14 protein-coding genes are annotated in these 21324 nt (G+C 64.0%); 11 read left to right on the top strand and 3 right to left on the bottom strand.

Annotated elements, in window-relative coordinates; genetic code table 11:
- On the bottom strand, positions 1 to 1737 hold the full coding sequence (gene argS, locus ACMGGG_RS22550; protein ID WP_414154461.1) for an arginine--tRNA ligase: 1737 nt from the start codon (positions 1735 to 1737) through the stop codon (positions 1 to 3).
- A 132-nt stretch (positions 1738 to 1869) separates the two neighbouring features.
- A complete protein-coding gene (locus ACMGGG_RS22545) occupies positions 1870 to 4089 on the bottom strand; it encodes a primosomal protein N' (RefSeq protein WP_112899420.1) in 2220 nt (739 codons plus the stop codon).
- A gap of 167 nt (positions 4090 to 4256) precedes the next feature.
- On the opposite strand from ACMGGG_RS22545, the gene rpmE reads away from it, so the two are divergent.
- From rpmE to ACMGGG_RS22530, 3 genes are all read left to right on the top strand, one after another.
- Entirely contained in the window at positions 4257 to 4472 is a 216-nt protein-coding gene (gene rpmE, locus ACMGGG_RS22540) for a 50S ribosomal protein L31 (RefSeq protein WP_054891182.1), read from the top strand.
- A gap of 2 nt (positions 4473 to 4474) precedes the next feature.
- Complete coding sequence (locus tag ACMGGG_RS22535) at positions 4475 to 5302, top strand: thermonuclease family protein (RefSeq protein WP_414154460.1); 828 nt, start codon at positions 4475 to 4477, stop codon at positions 5300 to 5302.
- A 175-nt stretch (positions 5303 to 5477) separates the two neighbouring features.
- Positions 5478 to 6746 (top strand): malic enzyme-like NAD(P)-binding protein, encoded by a 1269-nt coding sequence (locus tag ACMGGG_RS22530; RefSeq protein WP_054891184.1) that lies wholly within the window; start codon positions 5478 to 5480, stop codon positions 6744 to 6746.
- A gap of 129 nt (positions 6747 to 6875) precedes the next feature.
- Here ACMGGG_RS22530 and ACMGGG_RS22525 read toward each other — a convergent pair whose 3' ends face one another.
- Entirely contained in the window at positions 6876 to 9326 is a 2451-nt protein-coding gene (locus tag ACMGGG_RS22525) for a penicillin-binding protein 1A (RefSeq protein ID WP_371264424.1), read from the bottom strand.
- A 173-nt stretch (positions 9327 to 9499) separates the two neighbouring features.
- On the opposite strand from ACMGGG_RS22525, the gene pilM reads away from it, so the two are divergent.
- The 8 genes from pilM to gltB all read left to right on the top strand — a co-directional run bounded on the left by pilM (position 9500) and on the right by gltB (position 21272).
- On the top strand, positions 9500 to 10384 hold the full coding sequence (gene pilM, locus ACMGGG_RS22520) for a type IV pilus biogenesis protein PilM (RefSeq protein ID WP_063541605.1): 885 nt from the start codon (positions 9500 to 9502) through the stop codon (positions 10382 to 10384).
- Complete coding sequence (locus ACMGGG_RS22515; RefSeq protein WP_054891187.1) at positions 10381 to 10914, top strand: PilN domain-containing protein; 534 nt, start codon at positions 10381 to 10383, stop codon at positions 10912 to 10914. The genes pilM and ACMGGG_RS22515 overlap by 4 nt, the downstream gene beginning before the upstream one ends.
- A gap of 53 nt (positions 10915 to 10967) precedes the next feature.
- Entirely contained in the window at positions 10968 to 11927 is a 960-nt protein-coding gene (locus ACMGGG_RS22510) for a pilus assembly protein PilP (RefSeq protein WP_414154459.1), read from the top strand.
- Positions 11881 to 13119 (top strand): type IV pilus secretin PilQ, encoded by a 1239-nt coding sequence (locus tag ACMGGG_RS22505; protein ID WP_414155836.1) that lies wholly within the window; start codon positions 11881 to 11883, stop codon positions 13117 to 13119. The genes ACMGGG_RS22510 and ACMGGG_RS22505 overlap by 47 nt, the downstream gene beginning before the upstream one ends.
- 4 nt (positions 13120 to 13123) lie before the next feature.
- Positions 13124 to 13642: a shikimate kinase AroK gene (gene aroK, locus ACMGGG_RS22500; protein WP_414154458.1), complete on the top strand. Its 519-nt coding sequence runs from the start codon at positions 13124 to 13126 to the stop codon at positions 13640 to 13642.
- Positions 13643 to 13739: 97 nt separating this feature from the next.
- On the top strand, positions 13740 to 14837 hold the full coding sequence (aroB, locus tag ACMGGG_RS22495; protein WP_054891191.1) for a 3-dehydroquinate synthase: 1098 nt from the start codon (positions 13740 to 13742) through the stop codon (positions 14835 to 14837).
- A 15-nt stretch (positions 14838 to 14852) separates the two neighbouring features.
- Complete coding sequence (locus ACMGGG_RS22490; protein WP_414154457.1) at positions 14853 to 16451, top strand: AAA family ATPase; 1599 nt, start codon at positions 14853 to 14855, stop codon at positions 16449 to 16451.
- A 375-nt stretch (positions 16452 to 16826) separates the two neighbouring features.
- Positions 16827 to 21272, top strand: a complete 4446-nt coding sequence (gltB, locus tag ACMGGG_RS22485; protein WP_054891193.1) for a glutamate synthase large subunit — start codon at positions 16827 to 16829, stop codon at positions 21270 to 21272.
- Positions 21273 to 21324: the final 52 nt, after the last annotated feature.

Genomic DNA, 21324 nt, shown 5'->3' with positions numbered 1-21324 from the left:
TTACATGCGCTCCAGGGTTTCCAGGCCGAGCAGCTCCAGGCCCTGCTTGAGAGTACGGCCGGTCAGCGCGGCGAGACGCAGGCGGCTCTGCTGCTGTTCGACGGTTTCGGCGGTGAGGATCGGGCAGTTCTCGTAGAAGCTGGAGAACAGGCCGGCCAGGTCGTAGAGGTAGCTGCACAGCACGTGTGGGGTGCCTTTTTCGGCGACGTTGTTCAGCGTTTCGCCGAACTGTGCCAGGCGAGCCGCCAGGTCCTGCTCGTGGGCAGCCTGCAGCACGATGTCGCCCTCTACCTCGTCGAAGCCCTTGCCCAGCTTGCGGAACACACTGGCCACGCGGGTGTAGGCGTAGAGCAGGTAGGGCGCGGTGTTGCCTTCGAAGTTGAGCATCAGTTCGAAGTTGAAGCTGTAGTCGCTGGTACGGTGCTTGGACAGGTCGGCGTACTTCACCGCGCCGATCCCGACCACTTCACCGATGTGGCGCAGCTCGTCCTCGGCCAGGCTCGGGTTCTTTTCCTTGACCAGCGCATAGGCGCGCTCCTTGGCTTCGCTCAGCAGGTCGATCAGCTTCACGGTGCCGCCGTCGCGGGTCTTGAACGGACGGCCATCGGCGCCGTTCATGGTGCCGAAGCCCATGTGCTCCATTTTCATCGGGTGCCCGACGAAGCCGGCGCGACGCGCCACTTCGAACACCTGGTTGAAGTGCAGCGCCTGGCGTTGGTCGACGAAGTACAAGGCGCGATCGGCCTTGAGCACATTGCTGCGGTAGCGCACCGCAGCCAGGTCGGTGGTGGCGTACAGGTAGCCGCCGTCGGCCTTTTGCACGATCACCGGCAGCGGCTCGCCTTCGGTGTTCTTGAACTCTTCCAGGAACACGCACTGCGCGCCCTGGCTTTCGACCAGCAGACCCTTGGCCTTGAGGTCGGCGACCACGTTGGCGAGGTCGGCGTTGTAGGCGCTTTCGCCCATCACGTCGGCCATGGTCAGCTTGACGTTGAGCAGTTCGTAGGTCTTCTGGCAGTGCGACAGCGAGATATCCTTGAAGCGCGTCCACAGCGCCATGCACTCGGGGTCGCCGGCTTGCAGCTTGACCACCAGGCCACGAGCGCGGTTGGCGAAGTCTTCCGATTCGTCGAAGCGCTTCTTCGCCGCGCGGTAGAAGTTTTCCAGGTCCGACAGCTCGTCGCTGGTGATGGGGTTTTCTTCCAGGTAGGCCAGCAGCATACCGAACTGGGTGCCCCAGTCGCCCACGTGGTTCTGGCGGATCACCTCGTCGCCGAGGAATTCCAGCACGCGCGCGACGCTGTCGCCGATGATGGTCGACCGCAGGTGGCCGACGTGCATCTCCTTGGCCAGGTTTGGCGCCGACATGTCGATGACCACTTTTTCCGCTGCGCCGGCCTTGCGCACGCCCAGGTGGGCATCTGCAAGTGCCGCCTCCAGGCGGTTGGCCAGGGCGTCGGTGTTCTGGAAGAAGTTGAGGAAGCCGGGGCCGGCGATCTCGACCTTGCTGATGTCGGCGCTGGCAGGCAGGGCGGCGATCAGCTTGTCGGCCAGGTCGCGCGGCTTCATGCCTGCAGGCTTGGCCAGCATCATGGCGATGTTGCTGGCGAAGTCGCCGTGGGTCTTGTCGCGGGCGTTTTCCACCTGGATCGCCGGCGTCAGGCCTTCAGGCAACACACCTTCGTTGACGAGTTGGGTGAGGGCTTGCTGGATCAGCTGGCGAATGGTGTCTTTCATCGGGTTCTCTTTTCGACCGCAAGCGCGGTGCAGCGCTTCGATGCGCAGGTGGAAAAACGGAACATTATCCGTGGCCGGGGCTTGATTGCCAACCTTTACGGCTCGCGCAGGATTGCGCTGGCTTTCATGGATTCAGTAGAGATCGACCGGGTCCACATCCAGCGACCAGCGCACCTGCCGTCCCGACGGCATCTGTTCCAACACTAGCAACCAGCTACTGATCAGTCGATGCAGCGGCGCCCGGGCATTGGCCTGGATCAACAGCTGCGCGCGGAAGCGGCCGGCACGGCGCTCCATGGGGGCTGGTACCGGGCCGAGCAGCTCGATGCCGCTCAAGCCCTGCTCTGCCAGCACACCCTCGGCGGCGGCGCAGGCCTCGTCGAGAAAGGCTTCCGCCTGCCCTGGCTTGTGCGCTTCGGCGCGCAGCAGGGCCAGGTGCGAGAAGGGCGGCAGGCCGGCGGCGCGCCGCTCGCTCAGGGCTTGCTCGGCGAAGGCGAAATAGCCTTGCTCGGTCAGTTGCACCAGCAGTGGATGCTCGGCCAGGTGGGTCTGCACGATCACCTTTCCAGGCTCCTCGGCCCGCCCGGCGCGGCCTGCGACCTGGACGATCAGCTGCGCCATTCGCTCGCTGGCGCGGAAATCACCCGAGAACAGTCCGCCATCGGCATCGAGGATGGCCACCAGGGTTACCCGCGGGAAGTGATGCCCCTTGGCCAGCATCTGGGTGCCGACCAGAATGCTCGGCTGGCCGCGCTGGATGGTGGTGAACAGGTGGTGCATGGCGTCCTTGCGCGACGTGCTGTCGCGGTCCACGCGCAGGACGGGGTAATCGGGGAACAGGGTCTTCAGGCGCTCTTCGGCGCGCTCGGTTCCGGCGCCGACCGGGCGCAGGTCGACGTGGGCGCATTGCGGGCATTGCAGCGGCAGGCGTTCGTCGTAACCACAGTGGTGACAGCGCAACACGCCTGAGCGCTGATGCACGGTCATGCGTGCATCGCAGCGTGGACACTCCGACAGCCAGCCGCAGTCGTGACACAGCAGCGTCGGGGCGAAGCCGCGGCGGTTGAGGAACACCAGCACTTGCTGACCGGCTGCCAGGGTCTGGCCGATCGCCTGCTGCAGTGGGCCACTGATGCCGCTGTCCAGCGGCAGGCTGCGCACATCCAGGCGCATGAAGCGTGGCGGGCGGGCGCCGCCGGCGCGCTGGTTCATGCGCAGCAGGCCGTAGCGCCCACTGTGGGCGTTGTGCAGGCTTTCCAGCGAAGGTGTCGCCGAGCCCAGCAGGATCGGGATGTTCTCCTGGTGCGCGCGGACCACGGCCAGGTCGCGGGCGTGATAGCGCAGCCCTTCCTGTTGTTTGTAGGAGCCGTCGTGCTCTTCGTCGATGATGATCAGGCCCGGGTTCTTCATGGGCGTGAACAGTGCCGAACGTGTGCCGATGATGATGTCGGCCTCGCCATCGCGGGCAGCGAGCCAGGCATCCAGGCGCTCGCGGTCGTTGACGGCCGAGTGCAGCAGGGCGATGCGGGCATTGAAGCGCTGCTCGAAGCGCGCCAGGGTCTGCGGGCCGAGGTTGATCTCGGGGATCAGGATCAGTGCCTGCTTGCCGGCCTCCAGGGTTTCGCGAATCAGCTGCAGGTAGACCTCGGTCTTGCCGCTGCCGGTGACACCGGCCAGCAGGAAGGCGTGGAAGCTGCCGAAGCCTGCGCGCACGGCCTGGAAGGCAGCGCTCTGCTCCTCGTTGAGCGGCAGTTCCGGCTGGGCCAGCCAGCGGTCATGGCGTGGCGCCGGCAGGTGCCGGCGCACCTCGACCTGCACCAGTTCCTTGGCCAGCAGCAGGTCGAGGCTATCTTTGTTCAGCCCGAGTTTGGCCAGCACGCTGTGGGCTACGCCATGAGGGTGCTGGGCGAGGGTCTGCAAGGCCTCTTTCTGGCGCGGTGCCCGGGCGATACGTGGGTCGTCCAGGCGCGCTCCGGGGGTCGCATGCCAGAAACGCTCCTGGCGCACTTCGGCTGCTTCGCCCTGACGCAGCAACACCGGCAATGCCCAGCTCAGGGTGTCGCCCAGGCTGTGCTGATAGTAGTGGGCGGTCCACAGGCACAGCTTGAACAGTGCCGGAGGCAGCGGCGAGACCGGGTCGAGCAGCATGCTCGCTGGCTTGAGCTTGTCGGCGGGGACTTCGCTCTGCTCGCAGACCTCCACCAGCACGCCGATCATCTCGCGACGGCCGAACGGTACGCGGATGCGCATGCCGGGTGTCAGTTGCTGGCGTGCCATGGCGGCCGGGGCCCGGTAGTCGAACAAGCGACGCAGGGGCGAGGGCAGGGCAAGGCGCAGGATGACGTCGGACACGCGGCAGGTCTTCGTAGCTGGTCGGGAATCGCACGAGCCTAGCAGACGACGGCCGGTGCAAGCGACAACTTGCGCTGGCCTGACGGTCTGGTATTATTCGCCGCCTAATTACGTGCGGTATTCAACAATTGGTGTTGGGTGGCGGCACGCAGCTCGAGGAAGTGACCATGAAAGCCGATATTCATCCGAACTACGAAGCAGTTGCTGTCACCTGCAGCTGCGGCAACAAATTCGAAACCCGTTCGACCCTGGGCAACACCCTGGCGATCGACGTTTGCAACCTCTGCCACCCGTTCTACACCGGTAAGCAGAAAGTCCTGGACACCGGTGGTCGCGTACAGAAGTTCGCCGATCGCTTCGGTATGTTCGGTACCAAGAAGTAATCATGCGCACGGCGAGCCCTTCGGGTTTCGCATTGCTGCAAAAGAAGGCGCCCCTTGTGGGCGCCTTTTTTGTGGGCGCAATCTGGCATGTTCCCGCGCAGGCCTTCTGCCCGGTGCCCGAGGCCGTGCAGCCAGTGACGGTGCGTCAGGTCGTCGATGGCGATACCGTGCGTCTGGGGGATGGCCGCAGCGTGCGGCTGATTGGCATCAATGCACCTGAGATCGGGCGCAAAGGTCGCACCAGCGAACCCTATGCCGAAGCGGCCAGGCGACGGCTGGAGGCACTGGTGCAGGCCAGTGATGGCCGGGTGGGGCTGGTGCCGGGTGTGGAGCCCAGGGATAAGTATGGGCGCACCTTGGCGCACATCTATGGCCGTAATGGCGACAATCTTGAGGCGCAGTTGCTCAGTGAAGGCTTGGCCTATCGCGTCGCGGTGGCACCCAACGTGCGTCTGGTCGGCTGCCAGCAACAGGCCGAGCAGGCCGCACGCACAGGTAGGCTCGGGCTCTGGCGGCAGTCGCCGGTCATCGCAGCGGGGCGCCTGAGGCAATCCGGGTTCGCTGTGATCGGCGGCAGGGTGAGCGCGATCGATCGCAATCGAGGAGGCGTCTGGCTGGAGCTTGACGAGGCTGTGGTGCTGCAGGTTCCCGCTCGTCTGCAACGCGCCTTCCCCGACGGTTTCTTCGATAATCTCAAGGGGCGTCAGGTCGAGGCGCGCGGCTGGGTGCTGGACCGTTCCCGCAAGGGCGGGCTCAAGCCTGGGCAGCGACGCTGGCTGTTGCCGCTGAGCGATCCGAGCATGTTGGAGCAGGTTTCGGTGAAAAAATAGTTGTAGACATTATTGGTTTGGATTGTACACACTCAAGGCCGTAAGCCCCGCGGGTTGTAGCGTAAAGTCGTAGGCCAAGGGCCTTGACACATGTGACCGGGCAGTCTTGTCGCCTCCCGGCTCTTTGCGTATCCTCGGCGGTCCGTCAGAACAGTAAACAAGCGGAATGCCCACCATGTCAGACTTGAAAACCGCCGCTCTCGAATATCACGCTCAACCTCGCCCGGGGAAACTGAGCGTCGAACTCTCCAAGCCAACCGCCACCGCCCGTGACCTTGCCCTGGCCTACAGCCCAGGCGTCGCCGAGCCGGTACGCGAAATTGGCCGTGATCCAGAGCTGGCCTACAAATACACCGGCAAGGGTAACCTGGTCGCTGTGATCTCCGACGGTACCGCCATCCTCGGCCTGGGTGACCTCGGCCCGCTGGCCTCCAAGCCAGTCATGGAAGGCAAGGGTGTTCTGTTCAAGCGTTTCGCCGGTATCGACGTGTTCGACATCGAAGTCGAGTCGGAAAGCCCACAGGCCTTCATCGACACCGTTCGCCGCATTTCCATCACCTTCGGTGGCATCAACCTCGAAGACATCAAGGCACCTGAGTGCTTCGAGATCGAGCGTACCCTGATCGAACAGTGCGACATTCCGGTCTTCCACGATGACCAGCACGGCACCGCCATCGTGACTGCCGCCGGCATGATCAACGCCCTGGAAATCGCAGGCAAGAAGCTCGAAGACGCCAAGATCGTCTGCCTGGGTGCTGGCGCTGCCGCCATCTCCTGCATGAAGCTGTTGGTCAGCATGGGCGCCAAGGTCGAGAACATCTATATGATCGACCGCAGCGGTGTCATCCACGCTGGCCGCGACGACCTGAACCAGTACAAGGCGCAGTTCGCTCACGCCACCGACAAGCGCACCCTGGCTGACGCGCTGGAAGGCGCTGACGTGTTCGTTGGTCTCTCCGGCCCGAACCTGCTGAGCCCGGAAGGCCTGAAGTCGATGGCTGCCAACCCGATCGTGTTCGCCTGCTCGAACCCGGATCCGGAAATCGCTCCAGAGCTGGCCCACGCCACCCGCAGCGATGTGATCATGGCCACCGGTCGTTCCGACTACCCGAACCAGGTCAACAACGTTCTGGGCTTCCCCTTCATCTTCCGTGGTGCCCTGGACGTTCGCGCCAAGCGCATCAACGAAGAGATGAAGATTGCCGCCGCTATCGCCCTGAAAGACCTGGCCAAGCTGCCGGTTCCGAAGGAAGTGTGCGAGGCCTACGGCGTTGAAGGTCTGGAGTTCGGCCGCGAGTACATCATTCCGAAGCCGCTGGACGCTCGCCTGATCACCGTCGTTTCCGATGCCGTGGCCAAGGCCGCCATCGAATCCGGTGTGGCGACCCTGCCGTATCCGAAGCACTACCCGCTCAAGAGCGTGGATGACGTGTTCAACGGCTGATCCTGTTGTAGCGACATGAAAAAGCCCCGGCTCGCAAGAGTCGGGGCTTTTTGTTGGCCGCTGTTCTACAGATGACCGCTCCACCTGTAGAAGCGACACAAGGCCGCTGCTACAGATTCAGATCGCTACTCAGAACAGATCCATCGGCGCCGCCTCATCGGCCGGCAGCGGGCTGCCTGGTGCTGAGCCGTTGCCCAGCTCATCTACCGATGGTGGTGAATCCTCGGCCTTGAACAGCTCGAAGTAGGCGTTCGGCGTGCTTGGCGTCGCCGCGCGACCGCTGACCGGATCCACGCGCAGGCTGAGGATGCCCTCCGGCTCTGCCGGTGCGTGTTCAGGCTTGCCCTTGAGTGCCGGGCCCATGAAGTCCATCCAGATCGGCAGTGCAACGGTGCCGCCATATTCTCGGCGACCAAGTGTTTCAGGCTGGTCGAAACCGACCCAGACCGTGGTCACGTAGTCGGCGTTGTAGCCGGAGAACCAGGCATCCTTGGATTCGTTGGTGGTACCGGTCTTGCCCGCGATGTCGCTGCGGCCCAGGGCCAGGGCGCGACGGCCAGTGCCACGCTTGATCACATCCTGCAGCATGCTGGTCAGGATGTAGGTGGTACGGCCATCGACGATGCGCTCGGCAATGGCCGGCGTCTGCGGCGGCGGGGCGATCTGGCCCAGTGCCGAAGGTGCGGTGCCCGGCTGCGGGAGCGTGGTGATCGGCTCTTCGGGCGCGGCGATTCCGGCCTGGTCCTGATTGCCCTGGGGAACGCGCGCCGGGTTGGCGGTGAACAGTGTTTCGCCGTTGCGGCTTTCGACGCGCTCGATCAGGTAGGGGTTGATCTTGTACCCGCCGTTGGCAAAGGTGCTCCAGCCGGTGGCGATTTCCATCGGGGTGAGCGTTGCGGTACCCAGTGCCAGCGACAGGTTGCGCGGTAGATCCTGCTTGTTGAAGCCGAACTTGGCAATGTAGTCGATGGTGCGGTCGACCCCCATCGCCTGGAGCAGGCGGATCGAGACCAGGTTACGCGACTTGTACAGCGCCTCGCGCATGCGGATCGGACCGAGGAAGGTGTTGGTGTCGTTTTTCGGACGCCAGACCTTGTCGAGGTATTCGTCGACGAACACGATCGGTGCGTCGTTGACCAGGCTGGCGGCGGTATAGCCGTTGTCCAGTGCGGCGCTATAGACGAAGGGCTTAAAGCTGGAGCCTGGCTGGCGCTTGGCCTGCATGGCGCGGTTGTAGTTGCTCTGCTCGAACGAGAAGCCACCGACCAGGGCGCGGATTGCACCGCTGTTCGGGTCAAGCGTGACCAGTGCGCTCTGGGCGCCCGGCACCTGGCTGAACTTGAGCTTGCCGTCGTCCAGGCGTTGCAGGCGCACCAGGTCGCCGATCTGCGCGACGTCGGCCGGCGACTGAGGCGCGCGCCCCTGGGCATTGCTGTTGATGAATGGACGGGCCCACTTCATGGTGTCCCAGGCGACGTCTTCGTCCTGGCCGCCGCGCGTCATGACTTTCAGGCCGGTCTTGTCCACCTGGGTGACGATGGCCGGTTCCAGGCCGCCGAGGGTGCGTTGCTTGCCCAGTTCCTGCTGCCAGGCGGCGCGGGTCTTGCCCGGGAAGCGCGCTTCGGGCCCACGGTAGCCATGGCGCTCGTCGTATTGGGAGAGGCCGTTGAGAACTGCCTTGTTGGCGATTTCCTGCGTGTCGCTGGGCACGGTCGTGGTGACCCGGAAACCTTCGGTGTAGGCATCGCTGCCGTAGCGGCCGACCATCTCGGCGCGCGCCATTTCGGCGACGAACGGTGCATTCACCTCAGGTGTCGGTACGTGATAGCTGGCGTTCAGCGGCTCGGCGAGGGCGGCCTGGTAGCTTGCCTCGTCGATCTTGCCGAGCTTGTACATGCGGCCGAGGATCCAGTCGCGGCGCTCCTTGGCACGCACCGGGTTGGCCAGCGGATTGAAGCGCGAAGGGGCTTTGGGCAGGCCGGCGATCATCGCCATCTGCGCCAGGCTGACATCACGGATCGACTTGCCGTAGTACACCTGCGCTGCGGCATCGATGCCGTAGGCGCGGTTGCCCAGGTAGATCTTGTTGACGTACAGCTCGAGGATCTCGTCCTTGGTCAGCTCACGTTCGATCTGCAGCGCCAGGAGGATCTCGTTGGTCTTGCGCGAGAAGCTGCGCTCGCTGGTGAGGAAGAAGTTCTTCGCCACCTGCATGGTGATGGTGCTGCCGCCGGTCTGGATATGACCAGACTTCACAAGTTGGGTCGCAGCGCGCATCAGGCTGCTCGGGTCGACCCCGTAGTGATTGAGGAAATTGTCGTCCTCGGCTGACAGAAGCGCCTGGATGAACTGTGGGGGAATTTCCGCAAAGCGGATTGGCGAGCGGCGCATTTCGCCAAACTCGGCAATCAGTTTGCCGTCGCTGCTGTACACCCTCAGGGGGATCTGCAACTGGATGCTTCTGAGCGAGTCGACCGAAGGCAGGCTGGGACTAAGATACAGAAACGCACCACTCAGACCGAGCACGAGCGCGCAGATGACGGCGACGAAAGACCACCAGAAGAACTTCAGCAGGCGTATCAAGGCTTTTGGGTGTCCAGGTTGAGAAGTGGAGTGCACGCAGGCCCGGCGGACGGGAAAAAACGCTGGGCATTATAAGCATTTTCGCCCCGCCGGGTCATCGGTCGGTCGGGGCAATGGGCGCAATCGCCCCGGATGGCAAGGGTTTGCCACGTTCATGAAAAGGAGCAGCGATGCTTGGACGCTTTGGCAGGGATGCCGGTTCAGTATTGGGGGTGGAAATTGCCTCCGATTCGGTGAGGATTCTTGAGTTGCAGCGGCGACGAGGGCGCCATGAGGTGGCTGCCTGGGTGGTCGAGCCAATCCGGGGGGCTTTGCGGGGTGGTGGCGATACCGAGGTGCAGGCCATGGCCCTGCGTCAGGCGTGGCGCCGTTGTGGCAGCCGGTCTCGACGGGTTGCGTTGGCGGTGCCGGGCTCGCAGGTGATTTGCAAGGTGGGGCAGTTGCCCGCCGCACTGGCGGAGCCTGAACGAGAAGCGCATCTGCTTGCCGATGCCGAGCGCCTTTTCCCTTTCCCGATTGACGATCTGGCCCTGGACTTTCAGGTGCTGGGCATTTCCCAGCAGGCCCCCCACATGCTCGATGTGCTGGTCGGGGCCGCTCGCCAGAGCGTCCTGGCGCCGCTGTTGCAGCCGTTCGAGGCGGCAGGCCTGGAGGTGGTTGCCGTCGAGGTGGACAGTCTGGCGCTGCGTCGTTTGCAGGCCAGCGACAGCTGTCGGCCGCTGTTGCAGGTCGAGGCCGACAGCCTGACCCTGCATGGCTGGCCCGATGGACCCCTGCCTTGGCGAAAGGCGCAGAGGATCGAGCCTGGCGTGGGTTCGACCGAGTTTCTGGCGCATCTCGAGAGCTTGCTGGAGGGGGATCCTCCGTTCGAGCTGAGCGCAGGGTTGATGGTCGGCGGCGGGGCGGCGACGGACGCTTGCGTGCGGTCGCTGGCGCGGCATTTCGGATTCCCCTGTGAGCGGGTTTGTCCGCAGCGGGTCCATGCGGCTTCGCTGCCAGACCGCTGCGGCGCCATGGTCCTGCCCCTCGGCCTCGCCCTGGGAGGTACGCAATGAACCTGCGCCTGAACCTGCTGCCATGGCGTGAGCGCCAGCGTCTGGTGGAGCTGCGCAACTTCAGGCTGGTGTTTCTGGGCAGTCTGTTCGCAGCGTTTGTCGTGGTCATGCTGGTCGATCGGTTCGCCCACCTGCGCCTGAAGCAGCAAGCAGCTGCCGGATTGCAGCGTCAGCAACAGCTGCAGTCGCTGGATGGGCAAGTGGCGCGCCTGGAACAGTTGCGTGAGGCGCACACGGGCCTGCGCAGGCAAGTCGATGCGCTCGGCGCGCTGCGCTCCTCGCAGCAAGGCGTACCGCAGCTGTTGATCGAGATCGAACTGGCGATGCCGCATGGGATGCAACTGACCCGCCTGGACGTGCAGGGCGACCGTCTGCAGATCAATGGTCTAGCGGTTTCTCCTGCGGTGCTGGCCCAGTTCATGCGCGATCTGCAGCGCTCGCCGATACTCCTGGACCTTGAACTCAAGCACGTCTTGGCGCGGGCCGGTGGCGATGCGTTCTCACTCGTGGCCCGGGTGGTGGCCTCCTGAACATGCGTATCGCTGAGATGCTCGGCTGGCACGAGATGGCGGGGCGCTCGCGTATGTACAGGGGCGCGGTCGTAGTCATTGGTGTGTCGCTGGTGCTTGCCTGCGGCTATCAGTTCCGTCTCCAGGAGGTGCGCGCAGCCTACCGTCAAGGCGTGGCGAGCGATGTCGAGCAGCGGAAGCTGTTGCAGGCGCGGGAGCAACAGCTTCTGGCTCTGGATGACGCCGAGGTGGCGCTGGCGAGCGAGGCGAAGCGGCTGCGGGATGCGCGTTGGCGATTGTCGGGCGGCGAGGGCATGAGCGATCTGCTCGACCAGTTGGCCGTGTCGGGGCGCACCTACGGCCTGGTCTTCGAGCGCCTCGACGTGGAGGAGGACGTCGAGGGGCCGGGTTACCGCCAGGTGCCCTTGCAGATGCAGGTGAGTGGGCGCTATGCCGCCCTGCGACCCTGGCTGGACGAGTGGCTGGGCCAGTTGCGCCTGCTGCGGGTGACCCGTTTGCAGTTGGAGCCTATAACAGAACGGCCGGGGTTGCTGCAGCTTCATGTGTGGGTGCAGGCATTTCATGCCGGCGAGGCGCTGCCAATGCCGGCTTCGCTGGCCGATGAGCCCGCTCGGCCCCTCGGTCGGACGCCCGCGCTGGACCCATTTGCAGCCTGGTCGTCGCGTCGGCATACGGAGGGGTTGGCGGGGGTGCCGCTGGAGCAGTTGGAGATGGTGGGCAGCCTGTCCCGCGCGGGACAATCCCAGGCGCTGGTGCGCTGGGCCGGGCGTGTTTACCGGGTTGCCAAGGGGGAGCGCCTGGGGCGTGAAGAGGGTGAAGTCATAAAGGTCGACCAGGATCAGGTCGAGATCAGGGAGCGGCTGTTCAACGGTGGCGAGTGGCAAGAGCGCTCGAGCTACCTGACGTTGAGCCGGCCCGCAGGCGCAAGGAGCGAACGTGAAAAGACTGCTGATCGGCGTCGTGGTGATGCTGCTGACGCTACGGGCAATGGCGGAGCCCCTGTACAAAGGTGAGCCGCTTTCGCTGAATTTCCAGGACGTCGAGGTTCGTGCAGTGCTGCAGGTGCTCGCCGATTATACCGGCATCAACCTGGTGGCCAGTGACACGGTTCAGGGCAATATCACCCTGCGGCTGCACGAAGTGCCCTGGGATCAGGCATTGGAGCTGGTGTTGCGCAGCCGCGGGCTGGCCAAGCGTGAGGAGGGCAATGTGCTGTTGGTCGCCCCCGCCGCAGAGCTCGCCGAGCAGTCGCGCGAGGCGCGCATCGACCAGGCGCTCGAGGCGCAGTTGCAGCCGCTGCATCGGGAGTTGCTGCCGATTCATCATGCCGATGCGTCCGACCTGGCGAAACTATTGTTGGAGAGTCTCGCGGATGATGAACCTGCGGCAGGGCGCGGCAGTTTGAGCGTGGATTCGCGGACCAACACCCTGATCGCCACCCAGTCGGCCGCGCGCCTGGCAGAGTTGCGGCAACTGGTTGCGGATCTGGATGTGCCGGTGCGCCAGGTGATGATCGAGGCCCGGATCGTCGAGGCCAACGTCGATTACGAGAATGTGCTCGGCATTCGCTGGGGTGCAAAGCTGGGCGGTATGCCAGCGCGGTCAGGCAGTGAGCTGTTTGTCGATCTTGGCGCGCAGGGGGCGACCTCTGGCGTGGGCGTAGGGGTGGTGCGCGGCGATGTGCTGCTTGATCTGGAGCTCAGTGCCATGGAGAAAAGCGGCAATGGCGAGGTCATCTCCCAGCCCAAGGTGGTCACTGCCGACAAGGAAACCGCGCGTATTCTCAAGGGCACCGAAGTGCCTTACCAGCAGTCGAGCAAGAGCGGCGCCACCTCGGTGGCTTTCCGCGAGGCATCGCTGTCACTGGAGGTCACGCCGCAGATCACCCCGGATGGCAAGGTCATCATGGCGGTGCGGGTGACCAAGGACGAGCCGGACTACGTCAATGCCCTCAACGACGTGCCACCGATCCGCAAGAACGAGGTCAATGCCAAGGTGCGCGTGGCCGATGGCGAGACGATTGTGATTGGTGGCGTGTACTCGACGTCGCATAACAATGTAGTGGACAAGGTGCCATTTCTTGGCGATCTACCGTATGTTGGACGGCTGTTTCGACGCGATGTATTACAAGAGAAAAAATCTGAGCTGCTGGTCTTCCTGACTCCGCGTATCATGAGTGACCGGGCGATTGCTGTGAGTCGTTGATTCTGTGCGAAATTTGATACTTGTAGGGCCCATGGGCGCCGGTAAGAGCACCATCGGGCGCCTTTTGGCCAAAGAGCTGCGCCTGCTGTTCAAGGATTCCGACAAGGAAATCGAGCTGCGAACCGGCGCCAACATCCCGTGGATCTTCGACAAGGAAGGCGAGCCGGGCTTTCGTGATCGTGAGCAGGCGATGATTGCAGAACTCTGCGAGCTCGACGGCGTGGTTGTCGCAACAGGTGGCGGCGCAGTGATGCGCGAGGCCAATCGCCAGGCGTTGCACAGGGGCGGGCGTGTCATCTACCTGCATGCCTCGGTGGAACAGCAGGTCGGCCGTACTGCACGTGATCGCAACCGTCCACTGCTGCGGACCGCCAACCCGGAAGCCACGCTGCGTGCGTTGCTGGAAGCGCGCGACCCGCTCTATCGCGAAATCGCCGACCTCGTGGTGGAAACCGACGAACGGCCGCCGCGCATGGTAGTGCTCGACATTCTCGAGCGTTTGCAGCAGTTGCCGCCCCGCTGAGCCGGGACTATCCTCGGCGACCAACGCCGGGGCGACGTTGAACGTTACCGCGCTGGCCGCTCAGGCAAGGCCGCGCCAAAGCATATTGTGGGGATACATGCAGACATTGAAGGTCGATCTGGGCGAACGTAGCTATCCGATCTACATTGGCGAGGGCCTGCTGGACCAGCCCGAGCTGCTGGCGCCGCACATTGCCGGGCGGCAGGTCGCCATCGTCTCCAACGAAACCGTCGCGCCCCTGTATCTCGAGCGGTTGAGCAAGACACTCGGCGCCTGGTCGGTGCTGCCAGTTGTGCTGCCTGACGGCGAAGCCCACAAGAACTGGGAAACCCTCCAGCTGATTTTCGATGCCCTGCTCACGGCCCGCCATGATCGGCGCACCACTGTGGTCGCGCTGGGCGGCGGGGTGATCGGCGACATGGCCGGCTTTGCCGCGGCCTGCTACCAGCGCGGCGTCGACTTCATCCAGGTGCCGACCACGCTGCTGTCCCAGGTGGATTCGTCCGTTGGTGGCAAGACCGGCATCAATCACCCACTGGGCAAGAACATGGTCGGTGCCTTCTATCAGCCCAACGCGGTGCTGATCGACACCACCAGCCTGCGCACCCTGCCAGCCCGCGAGTTGTCGGCGGGCCTCGCCGAAGTGATCAAGTACGGCCTGATCTGCGACGAGCCATTCCTCGGCTGGCTGGAAGACAACATGGCAGCCCTGCGCGGGCTCGATTCCGTGGCCCTGACCGAAGCCATCCGCCGCTCCTGCGCGGCGAAGGCGGCCGTGGTCGGTGCCGACGAGCGTGAGTCTGGCGTGCGCGCCACCCTGAACCTCGGCCACACCTTCGGTCATGCCATCGAAACCCACATGGGTTACGGGGTATGGTTGCATGGCGAGGCCGTCGCTGCCGGGACCGTCATGGCCCTGGAGATGTCCATGCGTCTCGGCTGGATCGACCAGTCGGCGCGTGATCGCGGAATTCGCCTGCTGCAGGATGCAGGCTTGCCGGTGGTGCCTCCACAGGAAATGACCCCGGCGCATTTCATGGAACATATGGCGGTCGACAAGAAGGTGCTCGACGGACGCCTGCGCCTGGTGCTGTTGCGCCAGATGGGCGAGGCCGTGATCACCGACGACTATCCGAAAGAGATTCTTCAGGCCACGCTTGCAGCGGATTATCGCGCGATCGTGGCGCAGCTTTGAGGTTGTGACAGCGCAATGACCAGTTTGCATGCCGATGAGGCGTTCCTCGATCACTACCAGTTGAGTCACGATCCGTTCGCACCTCGGGTGCCCGGATTCAAGTTCTTCCCTGCCCAGCGCAAGCCGGTGCTGGGCCAGCTGCATCACCTGGCGCGTTACAGCCACCTGATGCTGGTGGTAACCGGCCCGCTTGGCAGCGGCAAGACCCTGCTGCGCCAGGCCCTGGTGGCCAGCACCAACAAGCAGTCGGTGCAGAGCGTGGTCGTTTCCGCGCGTGGCGCAAGCGATGCTGCCAGCGTGCTGGGCCAAGTGGCCCAGGCGCTGAACGTCGCCCAGCCGGAAGTGCAGGCAATCCTTTCCCAGGTCGTCCAGCTGGCGTTGACCGGGCAGGAAGTCTATCTGCTGGTGGACGATGCGGAACAACTCGACGAGTCGGCACTCCAAGCGTTGCTGGAGCTGGCGGCAGGCGTTCCGGAAGGGCGCCCGCATGTGTTCCTGTTCGGTGAACCTTCGCTGATTGCCGGGTTGGACGAACTCAGTGTCGAGGAAGAGCGCTTCCACATCATCGAGCTCGCCCCCTACAGCGAAGAAGAGACTCGTGAGTATCTGGAACAGCGCCTGGAAGGAGCTGGCCGGGGCCTTGAAGTATTCAGCGCCGAGCAGATCGCCGATATCCACGAAAACTCCGACGGCTGGCCAGGAAACATCAACCAGGTTGCCCGCGATACCTTGATCGAAGCCATGATCGCTACCCGCAGTACGGAAAAGCGACCATCCATGGGGTTCAAAATGCCTAAGAAACATGTGCTCGCGTTGTCCGCTGTCGTTGTGGTCGCTGTCGCGGCCGCAGTCCTGATGCCCAAGAAAGGGGACAAGGCGCCGACCGAAGCACCTGCGGCCCAGGCCCAGTTGCCACTGGGACAGTCGGGCAATGGCGGACCGACCGTCGAATTCTCCGGTTCTTCGCAGCCCATGCCACTGCCGCTGGTAGGGCAGTCGCAGCCGGTCATGCGTGAGCCGCTGGCCCAGGCTGCAGGCATGGGAGATGGCGACGAGGCGGGCCCTGCTGGTGATACTGCACTGCAGCCTTCAGCGCCCTCTGCTGCCGTTCCTCCCACCGTCACCACGACTGCGCCGCCGCAAGGTGTCGCCGCCGGTCCTGCCCCCGCTCCGGCCCAGCCGGTTGCGCCTGCGCAGAAACCTGTCGCAACCCAGCCGGTCAAGCCGGTTGCGCCTGCCGCCAAACCTGCGCCGGCCCCGACCCAGGTGGCGACCGCCAAGCCCGCTGCCAAGCCTGCCGAAAAACCCGCCGCCGGTGGCGCAGGCAACAGCGGCTGGTACAGCGGCCAGAAGCCGGGCAACTATGTGGTTCAGGTGTTCGGTACGAGCAATGAATCCGCTGCCCAATCGTTCGTCAGTGAACAGGGTGGCGACTATCGCTACTTCAAGAAAACCCTGCAGGGCAAGCCGCTGTATGTGGTGACCTACGGCAACTTCAGCAGCCGCGATGCCGCAGCTGCGGCAATCAAGAACTTGCCAGCGAAGGTCCAGGCTGGTAAACCTTGGCCTCGTACCGTCGGCAGCGTTCAACAAGAGCTGGCCACGGCCCGCTGATCCTTCCGGGCGGCACCACCCCCGCCGCCCAGTTGCTGAGCGAATCCCGGACTCGACAAAGCCTGCTGTGCTGATGCGCGGCAGGCTTTTCTGTCCCAGACTGCCGGCCACAAGCCTTCTGTTGCAGTCACGGCTGAAACGCTTCAGACTCGGCTCAAGCCGCTATCACGGCGCATGACGCAAAAACATTCAAAAATGCGACATAAACTTTCAACGATTCGTCGTGAAAATTTGTGAGCTTCCCTGTCGCTGTGCAACAATGGTTTCCCTATACCCACCGCAAAAAAGCTGGCATTCGATCGGCGTGGATGGTAAGTGGTTGTACTAAAAAGAGATTTGCCTTGGTTGAGAGGCGAACCTGGTGAGAAAGTGTCTATGAAAACAGGTCTGTACCATCCCGAAGAGTTCAAGGATAACTGTGGTTTTGGCCTGATCGCCCACATGACGGGCGAGCCGAGTCACCACCTTCTGCAAACTGCCGTCGAGGCCCTGACCTGCATGACCCACCGTGGTGGGATCAACGCAGATGGCAAGACCGGTGACGGTTGCGGCCTGCTGATGCAGAAGCCCGATCAGTTCCTGCGTGCCGTGGCCCTGGAGCACTTCGCCGCCGAGCTGCCCAAGCAGTACGCCGTCGGCATGGTGTTCTTCAATCAAGACCCGGTAAAAGCCGAGGCTGCGCGCGCCAACATGGACCGCGAGATCCTCGCTGCTGGCCTGCAACTGGTCGGCTGGCGCAAAGTGCCGATCGACACCAGCGTGCTCGGTCGCCTGGCCCTTGAGCGCCTGCCGCAGATCGAGCAGGTGTTCATCGGTGGTGAAGGTCTCACCGACCAGGAATTCGCCATCAAGCTGTTCAGTGCCCGTCGCCGTTCGTCCGTGGCCAACGCCCACGACGCCGACCACTACATCTGCAGCTTCTCGCACAAGACCATCATCTACAAAGGCCTGATGATGCCGGCGGATCTCACCGCCTTCTATCCGGACCTGGGCGATGAGCGCCTGCAGACCGCCATCTGTGTCTTCCACCAGCGCTTCTCCACCAACACCCTGCCGAAATGGCCGCTGGCGCAGCCATTCCGCTTCCTCGCCCACAACGGCGAGATCAACACCATCACCGGCAACCGCAACTGGGCCATGGCCCGTCGCACCAAGTTCGCCAACGACCTGATCCCTGATCTGGAAGAACTCGGTCCGCTGGTCAACCGTGTCGGCTCCGACTCCTCCAGCATGGACAACATGCTCGAGTTGATGGTCACCGGCGGCATCGACCTGTTCCGTGGCGTGCGCATGCTCGTGCCGCCAGCCTGGCAGAACGTCGAGACCATGGACGCCGACCTGCGCGCCTTCTACGAGTACAACTCCATGCACATGGAGCCGTGGGACGGCCCGGCCGGTATCGTCATGACCGAAGGCCGCCACGCCGTGTGCCTGCTCGACCGCAACGGCCTGCGTCCGGCGCGCTGGGTGACCACCAAGAACGGCTACATCACCCTCGCTTCCGAAATCGGCGTGTGGAACTACAAGCCCGAGGACGTCATCGCCAAGGGCCGTGTTGGCCCGGGCCAGATCTTTGCCGTGGACACCGAGACCGGTCAGATCCTCGACACCGACGCCATCGACAACCGTCTCAAGTCGCGCCACCCCTACAAGCGCTGGCTGCGTCAGCATGCCACCCGCATCCAGGCGACGCTGACCGACGACCAGGGCGTGGCCAGCTACGATGCCGACCAGCTCAAGCAATACATGAAGATGTTCCAGGTCACCTTCGAGGAGCGTGACCAGGTGCTGCGCCCGCTCGGCGAACAAGGCCAGGAGGCGGTCGGCTCGATGGGCGACGACACGCCGATGGCCGTGCTTTCGCAGCGTGTGCGCTCGCCGTACGACTTTTTCCGCCAGCAGTTCGCCCAGGTGACCAACCCACCGATCGACCCGCTGCGCGAAGCCATCGTGATGTCCCTGGAAATCTGCCTGGGCGCCGAGCGCAATATCTTCCAGGAATCCCCTGAACACGCCTCCCGAGTGATCCTCAGCTCGCCGGTGATCTCGCCAGCCAAGTGGCGCTCGTTGATGGCCCTGGAGCGCGAAGGCTTCGACCGTCACCTGATCGACCTCAACTACGAGCAGGATGTCGGCCTTGAAGCGGCCATTCGCAACATCGCCGACCAGGCCGAAGAAGCGGTGCGCAGCGGCAAGACCCAGTTGGTGCTGAGCGACCGCTTCATCGCCCCGGGCAAGCTGCCGGTACATGCTTCGCTGGCCGTTGGTGCGGTGCATCACCGCCTGACCGAGCAGGGCCTGCGCTGCGACAGCAACATCCTGGTGGAAACCGCCACCGCCCGCGACCCGCACCACTTCGCCGTGCTGCTGGGCTTCGGCGCCTCGGCGGTCTACCCGTACCTGGCGTACGAAGTGCTGGCCGACCTGATCCGCACCGGCGAAGTGCTGGGCGATCTGGATGAAGTGTTCAAGTACTACCGCAAGGGCATCTCCAAGGGCCTGCTGAAGATCCTGTCGAAGATGGGTATCTCCACCATCACGTCCTACCGTGGCGCGCAGTTGTTCGAGGCCATCGGCCTGTCGGACGAAGTGGTCGGTCTGAGCTTCAAGGGCGTGTCCAGCCGTATCAAGGGTGCGCGTTTCGAAGACCTGGAGAGCGACCAGAAGCTGCTTGCGGCCGAAGCCTGGAGCGCGCGCAAGCCGATCCAGCAGGGCGGCCTGCTCAAGTTCGTACACGGCGGTGAATACCACGCTTACAACCCGGACGTGGTCAACACCCTGCAGGCTGCAGTGCAGCAGGGCGACTACGCCAAGTTCAAGGAATACACCACGCTGGTCGATCAGCGTCCGGTGTCGATGATCCGCGACCTGCTCAAGGTCAAGGTGGCCGATCAGGCCCTGGCACTGGATCAGGTCGAGCCGCTGGACGCGATCCTCAAGCGCTTCGACTCCGCTGGTATCTCCCTGGGCGCGCTGTCGCCGGAGGCCCACGAAGCGTTGGCCGAGGCGATGAACCGCCTGGGCGCGCGCTCCAACTCCGGTGAGGGCGGCGAAGACCCGGCCCGCTATGGCACCCTCAAGAGCTCGAAGATCAAGCAGGTGGCCACCGGCCGCTTTGGTGTGACCCCGGAATACCTGGTCAACGCCGAAGTGCTGCAGATCAAGGTGGCCCAAGGCGCCAAGCCCGGCGAGGGCGGCCAGTTGCCAGGCGGCAAGGTCAACGGCCTGATCGCCAAGCTGCGCTACGCGGTGCCGGGCGTGACCCTGATCTCGCCGCCACCGCACCACGACATCTATTCGATCGAAGACCTGGCGCAGCTGATCTACGACCTCAAGCAGGTCAACCCGCAGGCGCTGGTGTCGGTCAAGCTGGTGGCCGAAGCCGGTGTCGGCACCATCGCTGCCGGTGTGGCCAAGGCCTATGCCGACCTGATCACCATCTCCGGCTACGACGGTGGCACCGGCGCCTCGCCGCTGACCTCGATCAAGTACGCTGGCGCCCCGTGGGAACTGGGCCTGGCCGAAACCCACCAGACCCTGCGTGGCAACGACCTGCGCGGCAAGGTGCGGGTGCAGACCGACGGTGGCCTGAAAACCGGCCTGGACGTGATCAAGGCCGCGATCCTCGGCGCCGAGAGCTTCGGCTTCGGTACCGCGCCGATGATCGCCCTGGGCTGCAAGTACCTGCGCATCTGCCACCTGAACAACTGCGCCACGGGCGTCGCCACCCAGAACGACAAGCTGCGCAAGGACCACTACATCGGCACTGTCGACATGGTGATCAACTTCTTCACCTTCGTCGCTGAAGAAACCCGCGAGTGGCTGGCCAAGCTGGGCGTACGCAGCCTCGGCGAGCTGATCGGTCGCACCGACCTGCTCGAAGTGCTGCCGGGCGACACCGAGCGCCAGCACCACCTGGACCTCACGCCGCTGCTGGGCAGCTCGCACATTCCGGCCGACAAGCCGCAATTCTGCGAAGTCGACAAGAACCCGCCGTTCGACAAGGGCGAGATGGCCGAGAAGATGGTCGAGATGGCCTTGCCGGCGATCCGCGACCAGGCCGGTGGCGAGTTCGCCCTCGACATCTGCAACTGCGATCGTTCCATCGGTGCGCGTATCTCTGGCGAGATCGCCCGCCTGCATGGCAACCAGGGCATGGCGGCTAACCCGATCACCTTCCGCTTCAAGGGGACGGCGGGTCAGAGCTTCGGCGTATGGAACGCCGGTGGCCTGAACCTGCACCTGGAAGGTGACGCCAACGACTACGTCGGCAAGGGCATGACCGGTGGCAAGATCACCATCGTGCCGCCAGCCGGCAGTCCGTTCGAAACCCAGCACAGCGCCATCGTCGGCAACACCTGCCTGTACGGCGCCACTGGCGGCAAGCTGTTCGCCGCCGGTACCGCGGGCGAGCGTTTCGCTGTGCGTAACTCCGGCGCCCACGCTGTGGTCGAGGGCACCGGTGATCACTGCTGTGAATACATGACCGGCGGCTTTGTCTGCGTCCTGGGCAAGACCGGTTACAACTTCGGTTCTGGCATGACGGGCGGCTTCGCCTATGTGCTCGACATGGACAACACCTTCTTCGACAAACTCAACCACGAGCTGGTGGAAATCCAGCGTATCAGTGGTGAGGCGATGGAGGCCTACCGCAGCCACCTGGCGCGCGTCCTGGGCGAGTACGTGGAAGAAACCGGCAGCGAGTGGGGGCGTGAGCTCTCCGAGAACCTGGACGACTATGTGCGGCGCTTCTGGCTGGTGAAGCCCAAGGCGGCCAATCTGAAGCAACTGTTGTCCAGCACCCGTGCCAACCCGCAGTAAAAGCAGCTGCAAGTGGCGAGCTGCACGCTGTACGTAGAGGCAGCGTACGGTT

This window comes from Pseudomonas sp. BNK-44-b, from assembly GCF_047456245.1.
Taxonomy (GTDB): domain Bacteria; phylum Pseudomonadota; class Gammaproteobacteria; order Pseudomonadales; family Pseudomonadaceae; genus Aquipseudomonas; species Aquipseudomonas machongensis.
This window is presented reverse-complemented; position numbering and strand designations above follow the sequence as displayed.

Excerpts from the sequence above, each read along its gene's own strand:
- rpmE (WP_054891182.1), top strand. The coding sequence starts at position 4,257 with ATGAAAGCCGATATTCATCCGAACTACGAAGCAGTTGCTGTCACCTGC.
- ACMGGG_RS22535 (WP_414154460.1), top strand. The coding sequence starts at position 4,475 with ATGCGCACGGCGAGCCCTTCGGGTTTCGCATTGCTGCAAAAGAAGGCG.
- argS (WP_414154461.1), bottom strand. The coding sequence starts at position 1,737 with ATGAAAGACACCATTCGCCAGCTGATCCAGCAAGCCCTCACCCAACTC.
- ACMGGG_RS22530 (WP_054891184.1), top strand. The coding sequence starts at position 5,478 with ATGTCAGACTTGAAAACCGCCGCTCTCGAATATCACGCTCAACCTCGC.
- aroB (WP_054891191.1), top strand. The coding sequence starts at position 13,740 with ATGCAGACATTGAAGGTCGATCTGGGCGAACGTAGCTATCCGATCTAC.
- ACMGGG_RS22515 (WP_054891187.1), top strand. The coding sequence starts at position 10,381 with ATGAACCTGCGCCTGAACCTGCTGCCATGGCGTGAGCGCCAGCGTCTG.
- pilM (WP_063541605.1), top strand. The coding sequence starts at position 9,500 with ATGCTTGGACGCTTTGGCAGGGATGCCGGTTCAGTATTGGGGGTGGAA.
- ACMGGG_RS22490 (WP_414154457.1), top strand. The coding sequence starts at position 14,853 with ATGACCAGTTTGCATGCCGATGAGGCGTTCCTCGATCACTACCAGTTG.
- ACMGGG_RS22505 (WP_414155836.1), top strand. The coding sequence starts at position 11,881 with ATGCTGCTGACGCTACGGGCAATGGCGGAGCCCCTGTACAAAGGTGAG.
- gltB (WP_054891193.1), top strand. The coding sequence starts at position 16,827 with ATGAAAACAGGTCTGTACCATCCCGAAGAGTTCAAGGATAACTGTGGT.
- ACMGGG_RS22510 (WP_414154459.1), top strand. The coding sequence starts at position 10,968 with ATGTACAGGGGCGCGGTCGTAGTCATTGGTGTGTCGCTGGTGCTTGCC.